The organism is Longimicrobium terrae (assembly GCF_014202995.1).
Taxonomy (GTDB): domain Bacteria; phylum Gemmatimonadota; class Gemmatimonadetes; order Longimicrobiales; family Longimicrobiaceae; genus Longimicrobium; species Longimicrobium terrae.
In genome coordinates this window covers 1-18,592 of sequence record NZ_JACHIA010000014.1, presented here as the reverse complement: position 1 = coordinate 18,592, position 18,592 = coordinate 1, and the positions used below count along the sequence as shown (strand labels likewise).

The following is an 18,592-nucleotide window of genomic DNA, read 5'->3' as shown; positions in this document are numbered from 1 at the left end:
CGAAGCGCGAGAAATAATGAGTTCCGGCTCGTGAATACCAGAAAGTGACTTGGACGTACGAGCGATCAGCTTGCCGTGCGTTCCCTGAGCGCCGCCGCGATTTCCTCGCCCACCCACGCATCCTCCTCCACCCCCGCGCGTCCGGCGAGCGCCTGCCACGCGGCCTCCGTGCCGATTCGGCCCAGTGCCCAAGCCGCGTGCCCCCGCACAAGCGGCTCGTCATCGTGAAGCGCGACTGCGAGCGCGGGGACAGCTTCCAGCGCGCCCCAATTGCCGAGCGCGACGGCGACGTTGCGCAGAAGGCCGCGTCGCTTGGCGCGTTTGATGGGTGAGTTCTTAAACCGCCGGCTAAAGTCCTCCTGACTCATTCCCATCCACTCGATCAGCGACGGGCCGTCCAGCCCCGCCCGCGCGAGAAACGCCGGCTCGCGGGTAATCCGGACAAACTTGGAATTGTTGAACGGGCAAACCTCTTGGCAGATGTCGCAGCCGTAGACGCGGTTGCCCATGGCCGGGCGCAGGTCGCGGGGGATGGGGCCGCGCAATTCGATGGTCAGGTAGCTGATGCAGCGGCGCGCGTCCATGCGAGGCGCGCCGGTTTCGTCGCGCCCCAGCAGCGCGTTGGTGGGGCACGCGGTCAGGCAGGCGGAGCAGGTGCCGCAGTGCTCCGTAGCGAACGGGGCGTCGTAGTCGAGTTCCACGTCCAGCAGGATGGCGCCCAGAAACCAGTACGATCCGCGCCGCGGCTGAATGAGCATGGTGTTGCGCCCGTGCCAGCCCAGCCCCGCGCGCGAGGCGAGTTCGCGTTCCAGCAGCGCGCCGGTGTCCACGTACGCGCGGCCGTGCACGGGAAGGAGCGTGTCGTTGATCCAGTCCTGCAGTTGGATCAGGCGCTCCTTCATGAGATCGTGATAGTCGTCGTTGCGGGCGTAGCGGGCCACGACGCCGCGCGCCGGGTCCAGCGGCGAGGAGGGATCGGCGTCCGCGTTGAAGTACTCCAGCCCCACGACCACGGCGGAGCGCGCGCCGGGAACGAGCACGGCGGGATCGCGGCGCTTGGCGACGGCGTCTTCGCGGGCCAGGTACGCCATGTCGCCGTGCATCTCCTGCGCGATCCAGCGCTCGTACGCATCTCCGTGCGCGCTGGCGTGCACCGGCGCCACGCCCACCGCGCCGAAGCCCATCTCCCGGGCCCGCACGCGGATGCGCTCGCTCAGTTCATCAGGGGAAAGAGTCGCAGACATCCCGCCTCCTACACCCATTCCGCCACCGCGTGCCCGCCTTTCTGGACAGTATTGACAAGCAGTTAATCTGGACGGAGATTTCTGCGAGGGTAGCAGGATGAACGTGCTGACGAAAAGGAGTGCCGTGAAGCACATCAACGACATCACGGAACAGGTTGTAGACGCCGCGTTCGATATTCATACGCGACTTGGGCCGGGTTTGCTGGAATCCGTCTACGAAATCCTTCTCGCGAACGTGCTGGAGCGACGAGGATTGCGAGTTCAGCGCCAGCTGCCCGTTCCATTCGAGTTTGATGGTGTCCGTTTCGAAGAAGGGTTCAAGGTGGACATCCTGGTAGAGGAATGCGTTGTGGTGGAACTCAAGTCGGTGGAGAAGCTTGCGCCCGTGAGCAGCAAGCAGCTTCTCACCTACCTTAGGCTGCTTGACCTGCCGATCGGGTTGTTGATCAACTTCGGCGCGCCGCTCATCAAGCAGGGGCTACAACGAATCGCAAACCCCAGGGCAACAGATGCTCGCCAAGTGCTGGGGTTGCGGTAGAGCCGACATCCCAACAGACAGCATCACGCAGAGCAGCAGAGAAGCAGAGGACTGCACCAGACCCCTCTGCTCCTCTGCTGCTCTGCTGCTCTGCGTGAGACCCTTCCGTTGTCCTTGACGGCGCTCGGGATGGCACGGCACTTTGCCCGCTTCATCCCAACCGGAGCACGGACGAACCCATGGCCGACCGCCTCGAAGAATTCCGCCTCTTCCGCGAGCGCATGAACACGCGCATCCTGGAAGCCGGCAACCTGGAAATCAAGCGCTTCTTCGCCCTGGACACCCGCTGCTACGAAGCCGGCGCCCTGGACGTAAAGACCAAGGAACTGCTGGGCCTCGTCGCCTCCATGGTGCTGCGCTGCGACGACTGCATCACCTACCACATCGTGCGCTGCAAGGAAGAAGGCGTCACCGACGCCGAGTTCTTTGAAACATTCAACGTGGGACTCATCGTGGGCGGCAGCATCGTCATCCCGCACCTGCGCCGCGCCGTCGACATGCTGGACCGGCTCAACGCCGACGGCCCCCTCGACATCGACCGGGAGACCGCCGAATGAGCAGCATTCCGCACGCGGAGCTGGAAGCGTTCCGCACCGAGTTTCCCATCCTGCAGACGCGCACGTACCTCAACTCGTGCTCGCTGGGCGCGCTCAGCCGCCGCAGCATGGGCTACCTGGGCGAGTACCAGGCCCTGTGGAACACCATGGGCGCCAGCGCCTGGTACGAGCTGTGGATGGGCCGCATCGGCCAGCTGAAGCAGACCGTGGCCACCATGTGGAACGCGGACGAAAAGGAGATCGCCCTTTCACCCAGCGTGTCGGGCGCGCTTTCGTCCATCGCCTCGGCCATCGACTACACCAAGCGCAACAAGATCGTCGTCGCCGAGCTGGACTTTCCCACCCTCGTGTACCAGTGGCTGGCGCGCAACGACGTGGAGGTCGTCCGCGTGCCCTCCGATGACGGCATCGGGGTGCCGCCGGAGCGCTGGGCCGAGTACGTGGACGAGCGTACCGCGCTGGTCGCCACCAGCCACGTCTTCTACGGCACCGGCTACGTGCAGGACCTGGCGCCCATCGCCAAGGCGGCGCGCGACGCGGGCGCTCTGTTTCTGGTGGATGGATACCAGTCAGCCGGCCAGATCCGCGTGGACCCGCGCGCGGTGGACGCCGACATCTACGTGGCCGGCCCCCTCAAGTGGCTGTGCGGCGGCCCCGGCATCGCCTTTCTCTGGGTGCGGCAGGAGCGCATCGCCGAGCTGCGCCCCACCATCGCCTCGTGGTTCGGCGCGCGCGACCAGTTCCAGTTCCGCAATGACGAACTGGAATTCCGCGACGATGCCGGCCGGTTCAGCATGGGCACCCCGGCCGTGCCCACCGTCTACACCGCGCTGGGCGGCCTGGAGATCTTTGCCGAGGCCGGCCAGGACCGCATCTACGAGCGCATCGCGGCGCTGACGGAAGATGTGGTCACGCTCGCGCAGGAAGCCGGTTTCGAGCTGAAGATCGCGGAGGATCCCGCGCGCCGTTCGGGCATCGTCCTCATCCGCAACGACGACGCGCCCGCCGCCGTGCGGCGCTTGGCCGACAAGAACATCATTGTGGACCACCGCGCCGGCTACGTCCGCGTATCCCCGCACTTCTACAACACGCCCGAGGAAAACCGGAAGTTCATCGCCGCCCTCCGCGGCTGAAGGACAGGGAATAGGGAATAGGGAATAGGGAGTAGGGAATAGGGAATAGGGGAATAGGGCGCCGAAAGTCTCTTCCCTGACCTCCTGTGAAACGGCGGTCCAGCGGAGCCCGCGCACGCAGCAAGACCCGGCCGATCAACCATCGGCCGGGTCTTCGCGCATCATTCCGCCGCTCAGAGCACGCGGCCAAGTACCCAGAGCAGCAGAATGCCCCGCGCCGTCCACGCGATCGTGCGGATCCAGTTGGTGGCCACGAGCGCGCGATGCGCACCCTCGTCAAAGCCGCGGCCGAGCAGCGTGTGCCGCGGTACCTGCAGCAGAAACGTCGACAGCCACACGATCACGATCAGCGCGAACCCGGCCGTGAACACCCAGCCCGGCATCCCCGCGGGCGGCCGCACCACGAGCCAGATCCCCGTCGCCAGCTCCACCAGCATGGGCGGCACAACGACGATCGTGGTGCGGCGGGAGTGCTCGGCCTCGTACGCCGCGAATCCATCGTGCCCCACATGGCCGAAAAGGGGATAGTGGACGATCTGCACGAACCAGATCACCCCGATCATCATCCCCGTCGCGGCGATGTTCAGCAGCAGCGCCAGCCGGCCGGCATCCGTCACGATCTTACGCTCCCGTGGACCCGAATCCGCCCTCGCCGCGCCCTGTCGACTCCAGCGCGTCCGTTTCCTGAATCTCCAGAGCCAGGAACCGCGCGAACACGAGCTGCGCGATGCGCATCCCGCGAGGGATGGGCACCGGCTCCGTCCCCGCGTTCCACAGGATGACCTTCAGCTCGCCGCGATAGTCGGGATCGATCGTCGCCGGCGTGTTGGGAAGGGTGATGCCGTGCCGCAGCGCCAGCCCGGAGCGCGGGCGCACCTGGCACTCCACGTCGTCCGGCAGCTCCATGGCGATCCCCGTGCGCACCAGCCAGCGCTGCCCCGGCATCAGCACGAAGTGCGGATCGGCGGAGGCCACGTCGTACCCCGCCGCGCCGGGCGTGGCGCGCGAGGGGAGCGGCAGGTCGGGATTGTTGGGCAGTCTCTTGAACCGGATGATCATCGTCGAAACACGCGTGACGTGAGATGGATGCAAGCGGCCCCCGCCAGCGTGTGCCGGCGGGGGCCGCGGGAACAGGTCAGTTCCTATTCCCCATTCCCTATTCCCTATTCCCTGCTGTCGCCGTTACGCCAGCACCGACGCCACATCCACCAGCGGCAGGTCGAACGCCTCGGCCACGCCGCCGTACACCACCTGGCCGTTGACCACGTTCAGCCCCAGCGCCAGCGAGGGGTCCTGGCGGCAGGCTTCCTTCCACCCCAGGCGCGCCAGGCGCATGGCGTAGGGGAAGGTGGCGTTGGTGAGCGCCAGCGTGGAGGTGCGCGGCACGCCGCCCGGCATGTTGGCCACGCCGTAGTGAATCACGCCGTCGATCTCGTAGATGGGATCTTCGTGCGTGGTGGGGCGGATGGTTTCCACGCAGCCGCCCTGGTCCACCGCCACGTCCACGATCACCGAGCCGGGCTTCATCTCCTTGAGGTCCGCGCGCTTGATGAGCTTGGGGGCCTTGGCGCCCGGCAGCAGCACCGCGCCCACCACCACGTCGGCCAGCGCCAGCTTCTCCAGCAGGTTGTGCCGGTTGCTGTAGATCATCTCCACGTTCGCCGGCATCACGTCGCTCAGGTAGCGCAGGCGCTCCAGCGAGGTGTCGAGAATGGTGACGCGCGCGCCCAGGCCGGCCGCCATCTTGGCCGAGTTGGTGCCCACCACGCCGCCGCCGATGACCAGCACATTCGCCGGCGCCACGCCGGGAACGCCGCCCAGCAGCATGCCGCGGCCGCCGTAGTAGCGCTCCAGGTACTTGGCGCCGGCCTGAATGGCCATGCGCCCCGCCACCTCGGACATGGGCGTCAGCAGCGGCAGCTCGCCGCTGGGAAGCTGCACCGTCTCGTACGTCACGCACACCGCGCCGGAGGCCAGCATGGCGCGGGTGAGCGCCTCATCGGCGGCGAAGTGGAAGTAGGTGAACAGGAGCTGGCCGGGGCGCGTGCGCGCGTATTCCACGGCGATGGGCTCCTTGACCTTCATGATCATCTCGGCGCGGGCCCACACCTCTTCCACGTCGTGGATGGTGGCGCCGACGGCCGTGTACTGCTCATCCGTAAAGCCGCTGCCCAGACCGGCGCCCCGCTCCACCATCACCGAGTGGCCGGCGGACACCAGCGCCTCGGCCCCGGCGGGCACGAGGGCGATGCGGTTTTCGTTGGTCTTGATTTCCTTAGGAACGCCGATCAGCATCGTAAGCAGCGGGTTCGGGGAGTTCGGTCCTGCGATTGAGGCCCGCTCATTTCTCGGGCGCGGCGCACAATATACACCGCGCAACGCGTTTGGCGAGTGTGACGGAAAGGTGACACACCCGCCCGCGGGCTCTGATCCGCCGGGTGGGGCCGTCCGGCGTGTGGACCGCGCGGCGGGAATTTCCCGCCACGATCACGCCGTTTCCCATGCGTAGGGGCCCGCGGATGCCGCCCGCGTCCGCACCGCCCTGCCGGAATGGAACAAGACCCGGCCGCCCCGATGAGTGTTGGCGCCCCGTCACGCGGCCATTCGCCCGACAGAGACGTATTCCGTGATGCCCCCGTCTCCGGGGTGTTTGGCGACGCGCAGAAGTCCGCGCCACCCGAAGGATCTACCATGGGCCACGCCAACGTCGCTTCGCGGTGCCAAACCCGCCGCCACAGTCCGCGAAGGCGGACTTCGTGCTTCACCAGCGGCGAATTCATTCGCTCCTGGACAGGCGGACGCACGAAAGCTCGCGTTGTACCAGATGCTCTCCCCACAGTCCGCGAAGGCGGACTTCGCGCCGTTGTTGCCGCGATTTCAGTCGCCCTTCTCCAGCCGGCAACGCCAAAGCCCTCCCCCGAGTGCCGGGAGAGGGCTTCGCGATCGTAATCTCGTGTGCCGAAGATCAGGCCGTGGCGGTCGCCGCCTCGGACTCGCCCGCTTCGGACGCAGGCACCGAACCATCCGAATCCGCCACCGGCGCGCTCTCCGTCTCGGTTGACGAAGCCGCGGACGGCGACGACGGCGCGGAATCCAGCCCCGTCTCCATCAACCCGGCAACGAGCTGAGTAAAGCGTACGGGATCGTGCGGCTCCGAGCCCTCGGCCAGCAGCGACCATCCCAGCAGCAGTTCCGCGTAGTCGCCCACGACGCCGTCGTCCGCGTTCGCGTCAAAGCGGCGGCGAAGGCCCTGCACCAGCGGGTGCGACGCGTTCAGCTCCAGAATGCGGCGCTGGCGGATTCCGTCGCGCCCCATCGACATCAGCCGCTCCAGCTGCGGCGAGTAGTCGTGCTCGGCCACCACGAGGACGGCGGGCGACTTGGTCAGGCGGCCGGACAGGCGCACCTCCTTGACCCACGTGGTCAGCCGCGTCTGCAGCACCTGCAGAAACGGCTCGAACTCCTTCTTCTGCTCGTCGGACGATTCCTTCTTTTCCGCCCCTTCCAGCTCCACCGCGCCCTTGCCCGCGCTGCGCAGCTTCTTCCCCTCGAATTCCGTCACCGACTGCACCACCAGCTCATCCACCGGGTCGGTCAGGTACAGCACCTCCCAGCCGCGGTCGCGGAACGTTTCCAGCGCGGGCGAGTTCTCGATCTGCTCGCGGCTGGCGCCGGTCAGGTACCAGATGTCGCTCTGCCCCTCCGGCATGCGCCCCACGTATTCCGCCAGCGACGTAAGCGCCTCCGCCTCGCGCGACGAGCCGAACAGCAGCAGCCCCAGCAGCGCGTCGCGGTTCTCGAAGTCGCTGTCCACACCCTCCTTTACCGCCCGCCCCAGCTCACGCCAGAACGCCTCGTACTTGGCCCGGTCGTTCTCCTGCAGCTTCTTGAGCGTGTCGATCACCTTCTTGGTGAGCGCGCGGCGAATCTGCCGCACGTGACGGTCGCTCTGCAGCATCTCGCGCGACACGTTCAGCGGCAGGTCCGGCGAATCCACCGCGCCGCGCACCCAGCGCATCCAGCGCGGCAGCAGCTCCTCGCTGTTCTCGCGCACCAGCATGCGCTTTACGTACAGCCGCAGGTTGGGCTTGAAGCCGGCGTAATACAGGTCGTTGGCGCCGCGCGACGGAATGAAGAGCACGGCCTGGTACTCCACCAGCCCTTCCACGCGGGTGTGGATGGTTTCCAGCGGCTCCGACCAGTCGTGCGAAATCTGCTTGTAGAAGTCCGCGTACTCCTCGGCCGTCACCTCCGACGGCGGCCGCGCCCAGATGGGCTTCATGGAGTTGAGCGGCTTTTCCGGCGCGGGGTCCGCCAGCTCCTCCGTCTTTTCGCCCGGCAGCACGATGGGATAGGTGATGAAATCCGCGTGCTGCTTGACGATGCGGCCCAGCACCCAGCGGTCGGTGTAGTCCTCGATGCCGTTTTCGCTGTCGACGGGCTTCAGGTGCAGCGTGATGCTGGTGCCTGGCCGGTCGCGCTCCGCGTCGCTGACCGCAAACGATCCGTCGCCGGCGCTGGTCCAACGCACCGCCTCATCCGTTCCCGCCTTGCGCGTGACGAGTTCCACGCGGTCCGCCACCATGAACGACGAGTAGAAGCCCACGCCGAACTGGCCGATCAGCTGCGCCGCGCCGTCGCCCTTGTCCTTGAGCTGCGCCAGCGCCTCGCGGGTGCCGGAGCGCGCGATGGTGCCAATGTTCTGCACCACCTCGTCGCGCGTCATTCCGATCCCGTCGTCCTCGATGGTGAGGGTGCGCGCCTCGGCGTCGGGGATCAGGCGGATCCGGGGCTCGTGGCCCTCGGGGAGGAGATCGGACCGGGTGAGCGCCTCGAAGCGAAGCCGGTCGATGGCGTCGGACGCGTTGGACACCAGCTCGCGAAGGAAGATTTCCTTGTCGGTGTACAGCGAGTGGATCACCAGATCGAGGAGCCGCTGCACCTCTGCCTGAAAGGTGAACTGCTGCGCCTGCTCAGCCACGCTATCCTCCTGTCGTTGCGTTCGGATGATGTGTGTGCTCGATGACGCCCCGGGCGCGGCTCGCGCTCGCGGGGAGCCGGAAAATCTAGTGGGCGCGCGGTGGTTCTATCAAGGTGCGCAACTTGACGTCAGGGCTGGACTTCCGAGTCAGCGCGTGTTTAGAAGGGAAACGTAGTTCTGCATCTGACGGTCAGAATCTCCCATCTTTCCAAGAAAAACAAAACTCTCGCGCACGTACTTCTCTATCAGCTTTTCCACAAACCATCTCTTGAGGAGGTACTTGTCGCCTTGGGTGTCGATTCGCGCGAGCGCCCGTGAAGCGTCATAGAGCAACCGCCCGTCATCCTCCCGCAATAGTTGGTTGATCCTGAATACGATGTCGGCCAAAAGGAGATTATTGATACGGGGTTCTAACCGTTGAATAGTTATCGCGCCCATCCTCTGAATTTGGACTTCGCGAAGGTCGAAACATTCGAAAAGCATCGAAGTGAAGAATGCCGATGCGCCGGTGCTTTCGATACTCGCGTGATCAGCAACGGCGCGAAACTTCGTCTGGGTTCCATAAACCGGGTGTAGCACGTTGTCATCTTGGCTCGTGCTGTCGAACTCCGCTTCGAAAAACAGTCCTGGCCTGACATAGTACCCGAGTTCGTTCCACACCAACGAACGCACTCCATCTAGCACATCTTGAGGCGTGATAGTCAAGGAAGTTTTTGCACGATCTACATCATGAACGATCGCCCAGAGAGCATGCTGACCAGCACTGAGGAACCGAACCGCGATGAACAGTGGGAATCCAAACGCGTCAGCAAATGCTCTCCTCTGCCGAAGGTTGGAGCCCCCGATCTTGAACCGCTCTTTCTTTGTTGATTTAACTTCTACAAAGCACCGCACTGGCTCTGAGTTCCCTATTGCGGGAACCGTCGGATGCGCTACTTGAAACTGAACGAGAAAATCTGGCGCAATAGAGTTATTTCGGATGATCGGCCGTTGCTCCAGCGGACTAATATGGGTCGCTGTCTCCATCAAGCGGCACAGGAGCGCGAATTCATCCTCCTCCGACAGCCCGAGAATTGCCTGCTGGACCGCTTGGTCTTCGTCAGGGACCAAGATGGCGAGTACCTGGTCGAATTGACTCCGGGATGCGACTGCCTGCACAGCTTTCAGGGCCTTTGACAACTCAATTTTCGAAACGGAATCTTGATCGCTCATCGACGCTCTCAGACTGTGTTTTGTAAGTTCTCCACTACTGTGCAAGTGCATTCCAGGGTCACCAACACAAGTCGTGAGGGGTCAACATCGGCAAACGTATTCCAGTTGCTGACGCATCAACGTACCTGTCGAGCCCGTACTGAAGCATCTGCAAGTGAGAGTCACGCGCGCCGGAGGATGCGCTTTACGGCCTGATCCAGGCTCATGGTCAGCACTTCCTCGCGCTCATCCCACACCGCTTCGGCGTCGACCTCGTGGTGGCGGAGTACGCGCGTGTGCGGGAGCGCCTTGCCGTGGTACGCCATCGCGACGAACTCGCCGTCCACCAGGCCGCGGATGATCTCGAAATCCGTGTTGGGCCACGGCGTTTCGTCATCGAGTGGATCGTAGTCCAGGCCCTTCAGAAACAGTACCTGCCCGCCGCCGACGTCGAACAGGTACCCGGGTCCCTCATCCTCCAGTTCCTCGATCTCCACCACGGCGGTGGCCTGCACCCGCTTCACGATCACCCGCCCGTCCTCCAGCACGCTGGTGCGCGGGGCCGGCGGAACGAACGGCCGGGGCGGGTGCGCCGCGCGGAACCGTGCATCCCTGACGAACGCGGAGATGAACAGGGCGACGGGCACCAGCATCGCCGAGGCCAGCCCCGCGGCGTGCGAACCGCTGGGCATCCCGTTCACCACGACGATGCCCGCGAGCACCACCGCCGCCACCACCAGCATCCACGACTCGCTCCGGTAGCCCGGAGACCGGGGCCCGATGTAGCGTTGCATCGCGGGGGGCGCGACCGACTCACGCTCTTCCGGCGTGATCTCCCGGATGGTTTCCTCGATCATGCCTCGTATGGGGTCGGGGGGCAAACGCGGCCAGCCTGTTGATCGGTCAGCGGATCGATGGAATAGCGGTGCGCATTCGGCAGCCAGCAGCGCACCGCGGACCGGTACGCCTCGTACTGCGCGCCAAAGGTGCGCAGCAGGTCGTGCTCCTCCACGGGCCGGGCGAGATACTGCCACATCCACGCACCGATCGCGACATAGACGAACACCAGCGGTGATCCGAGATACAGGGCCACCGCGGCACCCTGCCCCAGGCTCGACATCGCCATCGGATTGCGGACGAACGCGTAGGGGCCCGTCACCACCATCTCCCGCGGCGCATCCAGCGGCAGCGGCGTTCCCCTGCCCTCTCGCGCCATCACCACGGCGCTCCACACGCCCACTCCGCCGCACGCCGCAAAGAGGATGGCGGCGATCACCCGCAGCCCCGGCGCGGCGAACGAGGGCACGCCCACGCGGTCCTGCAGCGACTGGATGAGCGCGGGAACGAGAAAGAGGAGCACGCCCCAGAACACGGCCATCTGCGCAAAGGTCTTGGCCGTGTTCCATCCCGCGGGGGCGGGGCGCGCCGGGCGAAGCATCCCCAGAAAGCCGGGCGTGACCGCCGCCGCGCAGCTCGCGCTCAGCAGTGCGCAGGGCAGCATCAGCGCAACGCCCAGCCAGCCGGCATCCGTCCGCAGCGCGAACGCGAGGCAGAAGAGCACCGCGTACAGGATCGCACCCGCTGCGCACCACAGGATGGCGGCCGCGCGATCGTCCCGCCGCGCCAGGAGAAGCGCGCCCAGCAGCGACGCCGGCGCAAGAACCGCCAGGTCGGGGAGCATGAAGGAGAGCAGCACGTCGTCCGGCCCCGGGCTCATCCGGAACAGCTCCCGCGCGCGCGGCACCAGGTACAGAATCGGCCACCACAGCGCCACGCTCGCGCCCTGCACGGCAAAGAACCCCGCCACCGCGCGCGGAACGGGATCAGCAGCCGGCGTGATCGGGAGAGATGAAGACATTCGCGGGATGTGCGCGGGCGGGGGAACGATCCAGCATGGTGAGCCGCCGCGGGCGCGGCATTCCGGTGCAGCAGGAGATCAGAACGGGGCACGCAGAGGCCGGAAACTAGACGCGGGCCAGCGGTCGCGGCAACAACCGGCGCTCTCGATTGCGGGCGGAGACGGTCCGGACGGAGGCGGGGAGACCGGCCGCAGCACCTCAAACGACACCGCAGAACAGGGCCGATCCGGAGCGGAACATCAATCCGTTTACACATCGGTTGCAGGTTTCTCCCGGAAGCATTCTGCGTAAATCGTCTGGATAGGATCTTGCGGGATGGAAATTCGCGGATTGGCCCACCAGTGCACTCCGGTATCCTGACACGTCCACCGGGCCCGCCCGGGGAGTGAGGATGCGGATTGCCTTTGTGCCGTCCGTACCCCCATCTCCCATCTCATCCCCGGAGGACACCATGAAAAAGCTCACCCTGCAGTTGGACGACCTTCGCATCGAAAGCTTCTCCACGACCGGCGCGCCCCATGAGCGCGGAACCGTCGTAGGCGAGGAGCAGTGCACGTGCCCCACCGCGTGCTCGTGTCCCGGATGCCCCACCTGTGACGCGTCGTGTAACGGCACCTGTGGGGGCACCTGCGATGCGTCGTGCTACGGTACCTGCGGCGACAGCTGCGCCGGGTGCACGTGGGAAGCGAGCTGCGGAACCAACAGCTGCAACTACACCTGCGACGGCTTTGCGACGTACGGCGGCCCCGCCCAGGAATGCCGTCTCTGCTGACAAGCGTGGCCGGGCACCCGGAAGGGTGCCCGGCCATTCGCGTCTCGGGCATTCCGGTTCCGCGCCACCCACCCGTCTTGGCCCTGGCCAGCCCGGTCGGAGCGGACGCACCACTGTGCTTCTCCCCATCCCCATCCATCTCGGAGGACACCATGAAAAAGCTCACCCTGCAGTTGGACGACCTGCGCATCGAAAGCTTCTCCACGACGGGCGCGCCCCGTGAACGCGGAACCGTAGTAGGCGAGGAGCAGTGCACGTGCCCCACCGCGTGTTCGTGTCCGGGATGCCCCACCTGCGACGCGTCGTGTAACGGCACCTGCGGGGGCACCTGCGATGCGTCGTGCTACGGAACCTGCGGCGACACCTGCGCCGGGTGCACGTGGGATGCGAGTTGCGGCAACAACAGCTGCGATTACACCTGCGCAGGCTTCCAGACGTTCGGCGGCCGCGAAATGAACTGCGTGATCTGCTGACGCACGCGTGGCCGGGCACCCGCTGGGGCGCCCGGCCATTCGCATCTCCGGGCATCCGGTTCCGGGCTATCCGCCCGCCCTGGCCGTACCCAGCCCCGTCGGAGCGGACGCACCGCTTTGCCTCCCAATCCCCATCCATCTCGGAGGACCCAATGAAAAAGCTGATCCTGCAACTGGATGATCTGCGCATCGAAAGCTTCTCCACCACCGCCACGCCCCACGAACGCGGAACCGTCGTAGGCGAGGAGCAGTGCACGTGCCCCACCGCATGCTCGTGTCCCGGATGCCCCACCTGCGACGCGTCGTGTAACGGCACGTGCGGGGGTACCTGCGATGCGTCGTGCTACGGGACCTGCGACTTCACCTGCGAGGGGTGCGGCGACGACAGCGCCGGACACAATACCTGCGACCGCACCTGCCAGGGGTTCCAGACCTATGGTGCCCACGGTGACATGTGCGTGATCTGCTGACGCGTGTGTGGCCGGGCGCCCGATGAGGGCGCCCGGCCACGTTGTTTCCACTACTGGCCGCGGAACCGCCGCAGGAAGGCGGCGGCAAAGGGCGAGCGCTCGACGGCGGCCTGGTCCAGCGGGTTGCCCCAGCCCAGCCCGTCGCTGTTGGCCAGCAGAATGAGCGTCAGCCGCTCGTCCGGGAGCTTGAGGTAGAGCGCGGAGTAGGCGCCGTCCCACAGCCCCGAGTGCCACACGGCGCGCCGCGCGCCGATCTCCTGCACGTACCAGCCGACCCCGTACGGCAGCGTCTGCCCGGCCGCGTTGCGCCCGGCGCTCCACATCATCTGCTTTGATGAATCCGCCAGCAGCCGCTCGTCGTCCAGCGCGGCGTCGAACCGCGCCAGATCGGCCGCGGTGGAGATGACACCGCCCGCGGCGCCGTCCCCCTGCGGTGCCGGCGGCTCCGAGCGGATGACCGTTCCGGCCGAATCCAGGTGGTACGGCAGCGCGAGCCGGGCGGCCAGATCCGCGCGAAGCGGCAGCGCGCGGTGGATGCGCGCCGACTCCGTCATCCCCGCCGGTCGGAACACCTCATCCGCCACCAGGTCGCTGAAGGCGCGCCCCGTCACCTGCATCATGGGCCGCGATGCCCACGAGAACGCGATCGGGTTGTAGAAGAAGCGCTGGCCCGCGTCGCCGTTGATCCGCATGCCCATGAGGTGGCGGAAGGTGATGGGCTGGTCGCAGCGCAGATCGCGAAAGAAGATGCGGGGCCCGTCGGCCGCCACCTCGGTGCAGAACTCGTCCCAGCCGGCGAAGCTGGACAGCGGGCGGTCCAGATCCAGCTTGCCCCGCTCTGCCAGGCGCAGGGCGACCACGCCGGAGATCGTCTTGGTGACGGAGGCGATGTTGTACGGCGTGTGCTCGGTGGCGGGCGTGCGTGCCTCCACGTCTGCCCACCCGAAGCCGCGGGCCAGCACCACGCGGCCGTCGCGCACCACCGCGATGGACAGTCCGGGGATGCCGGCCGCCCTGCGCAGCGAATCCACCTCCGCCGCGAACGCCTGCACGTCGTTTCCCTGCGCAACGGCGGGTGCCGCGCCGGCCATCATCACGGCGGCGGCACCCAGGATCGAAACCCGCGTCTGGATTCTCATGGCTCCCCTGTACGGCCCCGTCTGTGATCGGTTTCGGTGGCTGCGCGGCTGATTCGCTCGACCGGCGGCTGTGACGGCGCGGGTCTCGAGGTCTCAGGTGCGGGATGGTAGATCCTTCGTCGGCGCCAAGTCATTGCGCCGCCTCTACATCCACCGGCGCCTCCTCAGGATGACGCCACGGGCGGTGGATGCACAACCCATGGCGTGCCCTGACGCGCCTCACGCTCACGCTCACGCTCACGCTCACGCTCACGCTCACGCTCACGCTCACGCTCACGCTCACGCTCACGCCTCACGCCTCACGCCTCACGCCTCACGCCTCACGCCTCACGCCTCACGCCTCACGCCTCACGCCTCACGCCTCACGCCTCACGCCTCACGCCCGATGCGCTGATGCGCTGATGCGCTGATGCGCCGATGCGCCGATGCGCCGATGCGCCGATGCGCCGATGCGCCGATGCGCCGATGCGCTGATGCGCTGATGCGCTGATGCGCTGATGCGCCCGATGCGCCCGATGCGCCCGATGCGCTGATGCGCTGATGCGCTGATGTGCTGATGTGCTGATGTGCTGATGCGCTGATGCGCCGATGCGCCGATGCGCCGATGCGCCGATGCGCCGATGCGCCGATGCGCTGATGCGCTGATGCGCTGATGCGCTGATGCGCTGATGCGCCCGATGCGCCCGATGCGCCCGATGCGCTGATGCGCTGATGCGCTGATGTGCTGATGTGCTGATGTGCTGATGTGCTGATGTGCTGATGTGCTGATGTGCTGATGCGCTGATGCGCTGATGCGCGTGCGAGGCTACGTGCACGATCGTGCCCCGCGCCCTCGTTCGGGGGGCCACGCGGAACTGGCGGCCACAGTCCGCGCAGGCGGACTTCGTGCTTTTCCAGCGGCGAATTCATTCTCTCCTGGACAGGCGGCCGCGCCGAAGCTCATCGAAAGAAGAAACAACCCTTCCCCCCAGTCCGCGCAGGCGGACTTCGCGCCGTTGTTGCCGCGACTTCAGTCGCCCCTGTCTTTCGCACTCACGCACTCACGCACCCCGCACTCACGCACTAAAAAAAGCCCCCGCCCGGCGAACCGGGCGGGGGCTTTCGTCCATCGAACTGCCTTACGCCTGGGCGCTGCCCGGGGCCGGAGCACCCGTGGCGCTGCCGCCGCTGGCGCCGTCCGTGGCATTGCCGCCGTTGCCGGCAAGCTCCGCCAGCGCGGCCTTGCGCGACAGGCGAAGGCGGCCCTTTTCGTCGATGGAAAGGAGCTTCACCTGCACCACGTCGCCCTTCTTGACCACGTCCTCGGTCTTTTCCACGCGGCCGGCCTGCAGCTCGCTGATGTGCAGCAGGCCCTCGGTGCCGGGCATGATCTCCACGAACGCGCCGAACGTCGTGGTGCTCTTGACCTGGCCCTCGTAGATCTTGCCGACCTCGGCCTCTTCCGTCATCCCGGCGATGATGCGGCGCGCGCGCTCGCCGCCCTCGCCGCTCACCGACGCGATGGTGATGGTGCCGTCGTCGTCGATGTTGATCGTGGCGCCCGTGGCTTCCTGGATGCCGCGGATCGTCTTGCCCTTGGGCCCGATGATTTCGCCGATCTTGGCCGGATCGATCTTGACGGTGATGATGCGCGGCGCGTACTGGCTGAGCTCCGGACGAGCCTCGCTGAGCACTTCATCCATCTTGTCGAGGATGTGCATGCGCGCCACGTTCGCCTTCTGCAGCGCCTCGCGCATGAGCTCGATGGTGAGCCCCTCGATCTTGATGTCCATCTGGATGGAGGTCACGCCCTCGCGGGTGCCCGCCACCTTGAAGTCCATGTCGCCCAGCGCGTCTTCGGAGCCCAGGATGTCGGTCAGCACCGCCACGCGGTCGCCTTCCTTGATCAGCCCCATGGCCACGCCGGCCACGGCCGCGCGCATGGGCACGCCCGCCTGCATCAGCGACAGCGAACCGGCGCACACCGTGGCCATCGACGACGAGCCGTTGCTCTCCAGCACGTCGCTCACCACGCGGATCGTGTAGGGGAACTCGTCAAACGGCGGAAGCATCGCCTCCAGCGCCCGCTCGGCCAGCGCGCCGTGGCCGATTTCGCGGCGGCTGGTGCCGCGCATGGGCTTCACTTCGCCCGTGCTGAACGGGGGGAAGTTGTAGTGCAGCATGAACGACTTCTTCTGCTGCGTGGGGAAGTCGATGGTGTCGTACGCCTGCTCGTCGCCCTGCGTGCCCAGCGTGGTCACGCCCAGCGCCTGGGTCTGCCCGCGGGTGAACAGCGCCGAGCCGTGCGCGCGCGGCAGCACGTCCACGTCGATGCTGATGGGGCGCACCTGGTCGGTCGTGCGGCCGTCGGAGCGGGTGCCGGTGTTCAGGATCATTTCGCGCGTTTCGCGCTTTTCCAGATCCTTCATCACGCCGCCCACGTCCTTGTCGCTGTCCGGGAACTCGGCGGCGATGGACGCGGCGATCTCGGTGCGGATGGCCTTGAGGGCGTCGGCGCGCTCGTGCTTGCCGGCGATCTTGAGGGCCTCGGCCACGCGGGTGCCGGCGGCGCTCTCCACCCGCTCGCGGATGGTGGCGTCCACGGCGCGGGGCGTCCACTCCATCTTGGCCGGCACGTCCAGCTGCGCCAGCATCTCCTTCTGAATGCCGATCAGCTCCTTGATGGCGGCGTGCGCCACCACCAGGCCCTCGGCGATCTCTTCTTCCGGCACTTCCAGCGCGCCGCCCTCAACCATCTGAATGGCGTCTTCGCTGCCGGCGACGATCACGTCCAGGTCGCTGTACTCCAGCTGCGCGAAGGTGGGGTTCAGCACCCACTGGCCCTGGATGCGCCCGATGCGCACGGCGGCCACCGGCTCCGCGAACGGAATGCGGCTCATGTTCAGCGCCAGCGAGGCGCCGGTGAGCGCGATCACGTCGGCGTCGTTCTCCTGGTCGGCGGAGATGACGTAGACAAAGACCTGCGTCTCGTTGTAGAAGCCGTCGGGGAACAGCGGGCGAAGCGGGCGGTCGATGAGCCGCGCGGACAGGATCTCCTTGTCGGAGGGACGCCCTTCGCGCTTGATGAACCCGCCGGGGATCTTGCCCGCCGCGTACGTGCGCTCGCGGTACTCGATCGTCAGCGGAAAGAACGGAAGGTGGGTCGGGTTGTCCTGCGCCACCGCGGTGCACAGCACCATGGTCTCACCGAACTGCACGGTGCACGAGCCGTCCGCCTGGCGGGCCATCTTGCCCGCTTCCAGAATGAACGGGCGTCCCGCGAACTGTCTTTCCAGCTTTGCCATTTGGATTTTCCTGTTGGTTTGCTCGGGGGAGGCCGCACTCCGGGCAGCGCTCCCCCGCAGACGGAGCCCGGTCGCTTTGATGTTCACTTCGTCGCCGCTGTGCAAAAACGCAAGCCGGCCACACGGGAAAAGTCCCGTGCGGCCGGCTTGTTCCTATCCGTTCGCGCCGCCCTCAGGCATGCGCTGGCCGCGAAGGGTACACGGCTCCGCGGCGAGGACACACGCCAGAGCGTGCATCCACCGGGAAGTGCCGCGCCCGCCCGCCGCCGTGCCGCTCAGTGGCGCAGACCCAGGTCGGCGATCAGCGCGCGGTACGCGTCGATGTCGTTGCGGCGCAGGTAGTCGAGCAGCGCGCGGCGCTGGCCGACCATCTTGAGCAGCCCCTGACGCGAGTGGTGGTCCTTCTTGTGGGCGCGAAAGTGCCCGGTCAGGTCGTTGATGCGCGCGGTCAGCAGCGCGATCTGAACCTTGGTGCTGCCCTTGTCATTCGGGTGCAGCTGGTACTTCTTCGCGATTTCGTCGCGCTGTTCGGCGGTAATGGCCATCGATCGGAGCCTCCAGAAGAGTCTGCGCTGGTCAGGAAGTCAGCCGATCCAATCAGACAGTGACTATCCGAGCGGATCAACAAGCAAGCCCTGATTATACCCGAAGTGTCCGTATTGCGCAACTGCGCGCAGCGGTTCCGGCCCATCCCCGCCCCGGCTCGGCGGCCACGGCGGGAACCCCGCAGCGTTGGCGCGGGGAGCGGGGGTGCGACCGGAGTGGAGCCTGAATTGCAAAGCAGCGCTTCCCCAAAGGACCGTTCACGCTGTGCAACGTTATAGAAACCGGGGGGGGGGGGGGGGGGGGTAACCCCCACCCACAACCAAAGAGACAAAACGGTACCCACCCCCAACCCCCCCCAACCCCCGACCAAAACCCCCAAACCCGAGAATCCCACCGCCAACCGGC

The 18,592-nt window shown here is 66.5% G+C and carries 18 protein-coding genes; 6 read left to right on the top strand and 12 right to left on the bottom strand.

All coding sequences use genetic code 11. The annotated features are described in order from the left end of the window. Positions 1-65: 65 nt before the first annotated feature. Positions 66-1,244 carry a tRNA epoxyqueuosine(34) reductase QueG gene (gene queG, locus HNQ61_RS19205; RefSeq protein ID WP_170036422.1) on the bottom strand — a complete coding sequence of 393 codons (1,179 nt, stop codon included), beginning with the start codon at positions 1,242-1,244 and terminating at the stop codon, positions 66-68. Positions 1,245-1,341: 97 nt separating this feature from the next. On the opposite strand from queG, the gene HNQ61_RS19200 reads away from it, so the two are divergent. From HNQ61_RS19200 to HNQ61_RS19190, 3 genes are all read left to right on the top strand, one after another. Continuing rightward, complete coding sequence (locus HNQ61_RS19200) at positions 1,342-1,782, top strand: GxxExxY protein (protein ID WP_170036420.1); 441 nt, start codon at positions 1,342-1,344, stop codon at positions 1,780-1,782. A 179-nt stretch (positions 1,783-1,961) separates the two neighbouring features. Continuing rightward, the gene (locus HNQ61_RS19195; protein WP_170036418.1) at positions 1,962-2,339 is read left to right on the top strand and encodes a carboxymuconolactone decarboxylase family protein; all 378 of its coding nucleotides are present in this window, start codon (positions 1,962-1,964) and stop codon (positions 2,337-2,339) included. After that, positions 2,336-3,472 (top strand): aminotransferase class V-fold PLP-dependent enzyme, encoded by a 1,137-nt coding sequence (locus HNQ61_RS19190; protein WP_170036417.1) that lies wholly within the window; start codon positions 2,336-2,338, stop codon positions 3,470-3,472. Before HNQ61_RS19195 ends, HNQ61_RS19190 begins: the two co-directional genes overlap by 4 nt. 173 nt (positions 3,473-3,645) lie before the next feature. Here the strand turns inward: HNQ61_RS19190 and HNQ61_RS19185 are convergent, their stop codons facing one another. The 7 genes from HNQ61_RS19185 to HNQ61_RS19155 all read right to left on the bottom strand — a co-directional run bounded on the left by HNQ61_RS19185 (position 3,646) and on the right by HNQ61_RS19155 (position 11,502). Further along, on the bottom strand, positions 3,646-4,089 hold the full coding sequence (locus tag HNQ61_RS19185; protein ID WP_205761812.1) for a hypothetical protein: 444 nt from the start codon (positions 4,087-4,089) through the stop codon (positions 3,646-3,648). A gap of 4 nt (positions 4,090-4,093) precedes the next feature. Beyond that, the gene (gene dut, locus HNQ61_RS19180) at positions 4,094-4,531 is read right to left on the bottom strand and encodes a dUTP diphosphatase (protein WP_170036414.1); all 438 of its coding nucleotides are present in this window, start codon (positions 4,529-4,531) and stop codon (positions 4,094-4,096) included. A 123-nt stretch (positions 4,532-4,654) separates the two neighbouring features. Next, the gene (ald, locus tag HNQ61_RS19175) at positions 4,655-5,767 is read right to left on the bottom strand and encodes an alanine dehydrogenase (RefSeq protein ID WP_170036412.1); all 1,113 of its coding nucleotides are present in this window, start codon (positions 5,765-5,767) and stop codon (positions 4,655-4,657) included. Between the two features lie 670 nt (positions 5,768-6,437). Beyond that, complete coding sequence (htpG, locus tag HNQ61_RS19170; protein WP_170036410.1) at positions 6,438-8,453, bottom strand: molecular chaperone HtpG; 2,016 nt, start codon at positions 8,451-8,453, stop codon at positions 6,438-6,440. Between the two features lie 147 nt (positions 8,454-8,600). After that, positions 8,601-9,665, bottom strand: coding sequence for a hypothetical protein (locus HNQ61_RS19165; RefSeq protein ID WP_170036408.1), 1,065 nt, complete (start codon positions 9,663-9,665; stop codon positions 8,601-8,603). Positions 9,666-9,826: 161 nt separating this feature from the next. Continuing rightward, the gene (locus HNQ61_RS19160) at positions 9,827-10,501 is read right to left on the bottom strand and encodes a hypothetical protein (protein WP_170036406.1); all 675 of its coding nucleotides are present in this window, start codon (positions 10,499-10,501) and stop codon (positions 9,827-9,829) included. Then, positions 10,498-11,502, bottom strand: a complete 1,005-nt coding sequence (locus HNQ61_RS19155; protein ID WP_170036404.1) for a methyltransferase family protein — start codon at positions 11,500-11,502, stop codon at positions 10,498-10,500. The genes HNQ61_RS19160 and HNQ61_RS19155 overlap by 4 nt, the downstream gene beginning before the upstream one ends. Positions 11,503-11,954: 452 nt before the next feature. On the opposite strand from HNQ61_RS19155, the gene HNQ61_RS19150 reads away from it, so the two are divergent. From HNQ61_RS19150 to HNQ61_RS19140, 3 genes are all read left to right on the top strand, one after another. Beyond that, positions 11,955-12,275 (top strand): hypothetical protein, encoded by a 321-nt coding sequence (locus HNQ61_RS19150; protein WP_170036402.1) that lies wholly within the window; start codon positions 11,955-11,957, stop codon positions 12,273-12,275. 152 nt (positions 12,276-12,427) lie between these two features. Continuing rightward, positions 12,428-12,748, top strand: a complete 321-nt coding sequence (locus HNQ61_RS19145; RefSeq protein ID WP_170036400.1) for a hypothetical protein — start codon at positions 12,428-12,430, stop codon at positions 12,746-12,748. Between the two features lie 152 nt (positions 12,749-12,900). Further along, positions 12,901-13,218 carry a hypothetical protein gene (locus HNQ61_RS19140; protein ID WP_170036398.1) on the top strand — a complete coding sequence of 106 codons (318 nt, stop codon included), beginning with the start codon at positions 12,901-12,903 and terminating at the stop codon, positions 13,216-13,218. A 50-nt stretch (positions 13,219-13,268) separates the two neighbouring features. On the opposite strand, the gene HNQ61_RS19135 is transcribed toward HNQ61_RS19140, so the two are convergent. From HNQ61_RS19135 to rpsO, 4 genes are all read right to left on the bottom strand, one after another. Beyond that, positions 13,269-14,357 carry a serine hydrolase domain-containing protein gene (locus tag HNQ61_RS19135; protein ID WP_170036396.1) on the bottom strand — a complete coding sequence of 363 codons (1,089 nt, stop codon included), beginning with the start codon at positions 14,355-14,357 and terminating at the stop codon, positions 13,269-13,271. Between the two features lie 369 nt (positions 14,358-14,726). Beyond that, positions 14,727-15,266: a hypothetical protein gene (locus HNQ61_RS19130; RefSeq protein ID WP_184430765.1), complete on the bottom strand. Its 540-nt coding sequence runs from the start codon at positions 15,264-15,266 to the stop codon at positions 14,727-14,729. 209 nt (positions 15,267-15,475) lie between these two features. Beyond that, positions 15,476-17,641 (bottom strand): polyribonucleotide nucleotidyltransferase, encoded by a 2,166-nt coding sequence (locus HNQ61_RS19125; RefSeq protein ID WP_170036392.1) that lies wholly within the window; start codon positions 17,639-17,641, stop codon positions 15,476-15,478. Positions 17,642-17,916: 275 nt separating this feature from the next. Further along, positions 17,917-18,186: a 30S ribosomal protein S15 gene (rpsO, locus tag HNQ61_RS19120; RefSeq protein WP_170036390.1), complete on the bottom strand. Its 270-nt coding sequence runs from the start codon at positions 18,184-18,186 to the stop codon at positions 17,917-17,919. Positions 18,187-18,592 lie beyond the last annotated feature (406 nt).

What these genes read in the sequence shown, in the direction of transcription:
- dut (WP_170036414.1), bottom strand. Translation starts at nt 4,531, where the DNA reads ATGATCATCCGGTTCAAGAGACTGCCCAACAATCCCGACCTGCCGCTC.
- HNQ61_RS19135 (WP_170036396.1), bottom strand. Translation starts at nt 14,357, where the DNA reads ATGAGAATCCAGACGCGGGTTTCGATCCTGGGTGCCGCCGCCGTGATG.
- HNQ61_RS19125 (WP_170036392.1), bottom strand. Translation starts at nt 17,641, where the DNA reads ATGGCAAAGCTGGAAAGACAGTTCGCGGGACGCCCGTTCATTCTGGAA.
- HNQ61_RS19145 (WP_170036400.1), top strand. Translation starts at nt 12,428, where the DNA reads ATGAAAAAGCTCACCCTGCAGTTGGACGACCTGCGCATCGAAAGCTTC.
- HNQ61_RS19130 (WP_184430765.1), bottom strand. Translation starts at nt 15,266, where the DNA reads ATGAATTCGCCGCTGGAAAAGCACGAAGTCCGCCTGCGCGGACTGTGG.
- rpsO (WP_170036390.1), bottom strand. Translation starts at nt 18,186, where the DNA reads ATGGCCATTACCGCCGAACAGCGCGACGAAATCGCGAAGAAGTACCAG.
- HNQ61_RS19150 (WP_170036402.1), top strand. Translation starts at nt 11,955, where the DNA reads ATGAAAAAGCTCACCCTGCAGTTGGACGACCTTCGCATCGAAAGCTTC.
- HNQ61_RS19165 (WP_170036408.1), bottom strand. Translation starts at nt 9,665, where the DNA reads ATGAGCGATCAAGATTCCGTTTCGAAAATTGAGTTGTCAAAGGCCCTG.
- HNQ61_RS19190 (WP_170036417.1), top strand. Translation starts at nt 2,336, where the DNA reads ATGAGCAGCATTCCGCACGCGGAGCTGGAAGCGTTCCGCACCGAGTTT.
- HNQ61_RS19200 (WP_170036420.1), top strand. Translation starts at nt 1,342, where the DNA reads ATGAACGTGCTGACGAAAAGGAGTGCCGTGAAGCACATCAACGACATC.
- HNQ61_RS19155 (WP_170036404.1), bottom strand. Translation starts at nt 11,502, where the DNA reads ATGTCTTCATCTCTCCCGATCACGCCGGCTGCTGATCCCGTTCCGCGC.
- ald (WP_170036412.1), bottom strand. Translation starts at nt 5,767, where the DNA reads ATGCTGATCGGCGTTCCTAAGGAAATCAAGACCAACGAAAACCGCATC.
- HNQ61_RS19140 (WP_170036398.1), top strand. Translation starts at nt 12,901, where the DNA reads ATGAAAAAGCTGATCCTGCAACTGGATGATCTGCGCATCGAAAGCTTC.
- HNQ61_RS19195 (WP_170036418.1), top strand. Translation starts at nt 1,962, where the DNA reads ATGGCCGACCGCCTCGAAGAATTCCGCCTCTTCCGCGAGCGCATGAAC.
- queG (WP_170036422.1), bottom strand. Translation starts at nt 1,244, where the DNA reads ATGTCTGCGACTCTTTCCCCTGATGAACTGAGCGAGCGCATCCGCGTG.
- HNQ61_RS19160 (WP_170036406.1), bottom strand. Translation starts at nt 10,501, where the DNA reads ATGATCGAGGAAACCATCCGGGAGATCACGCCGGAAGAGCGTGAGTCG.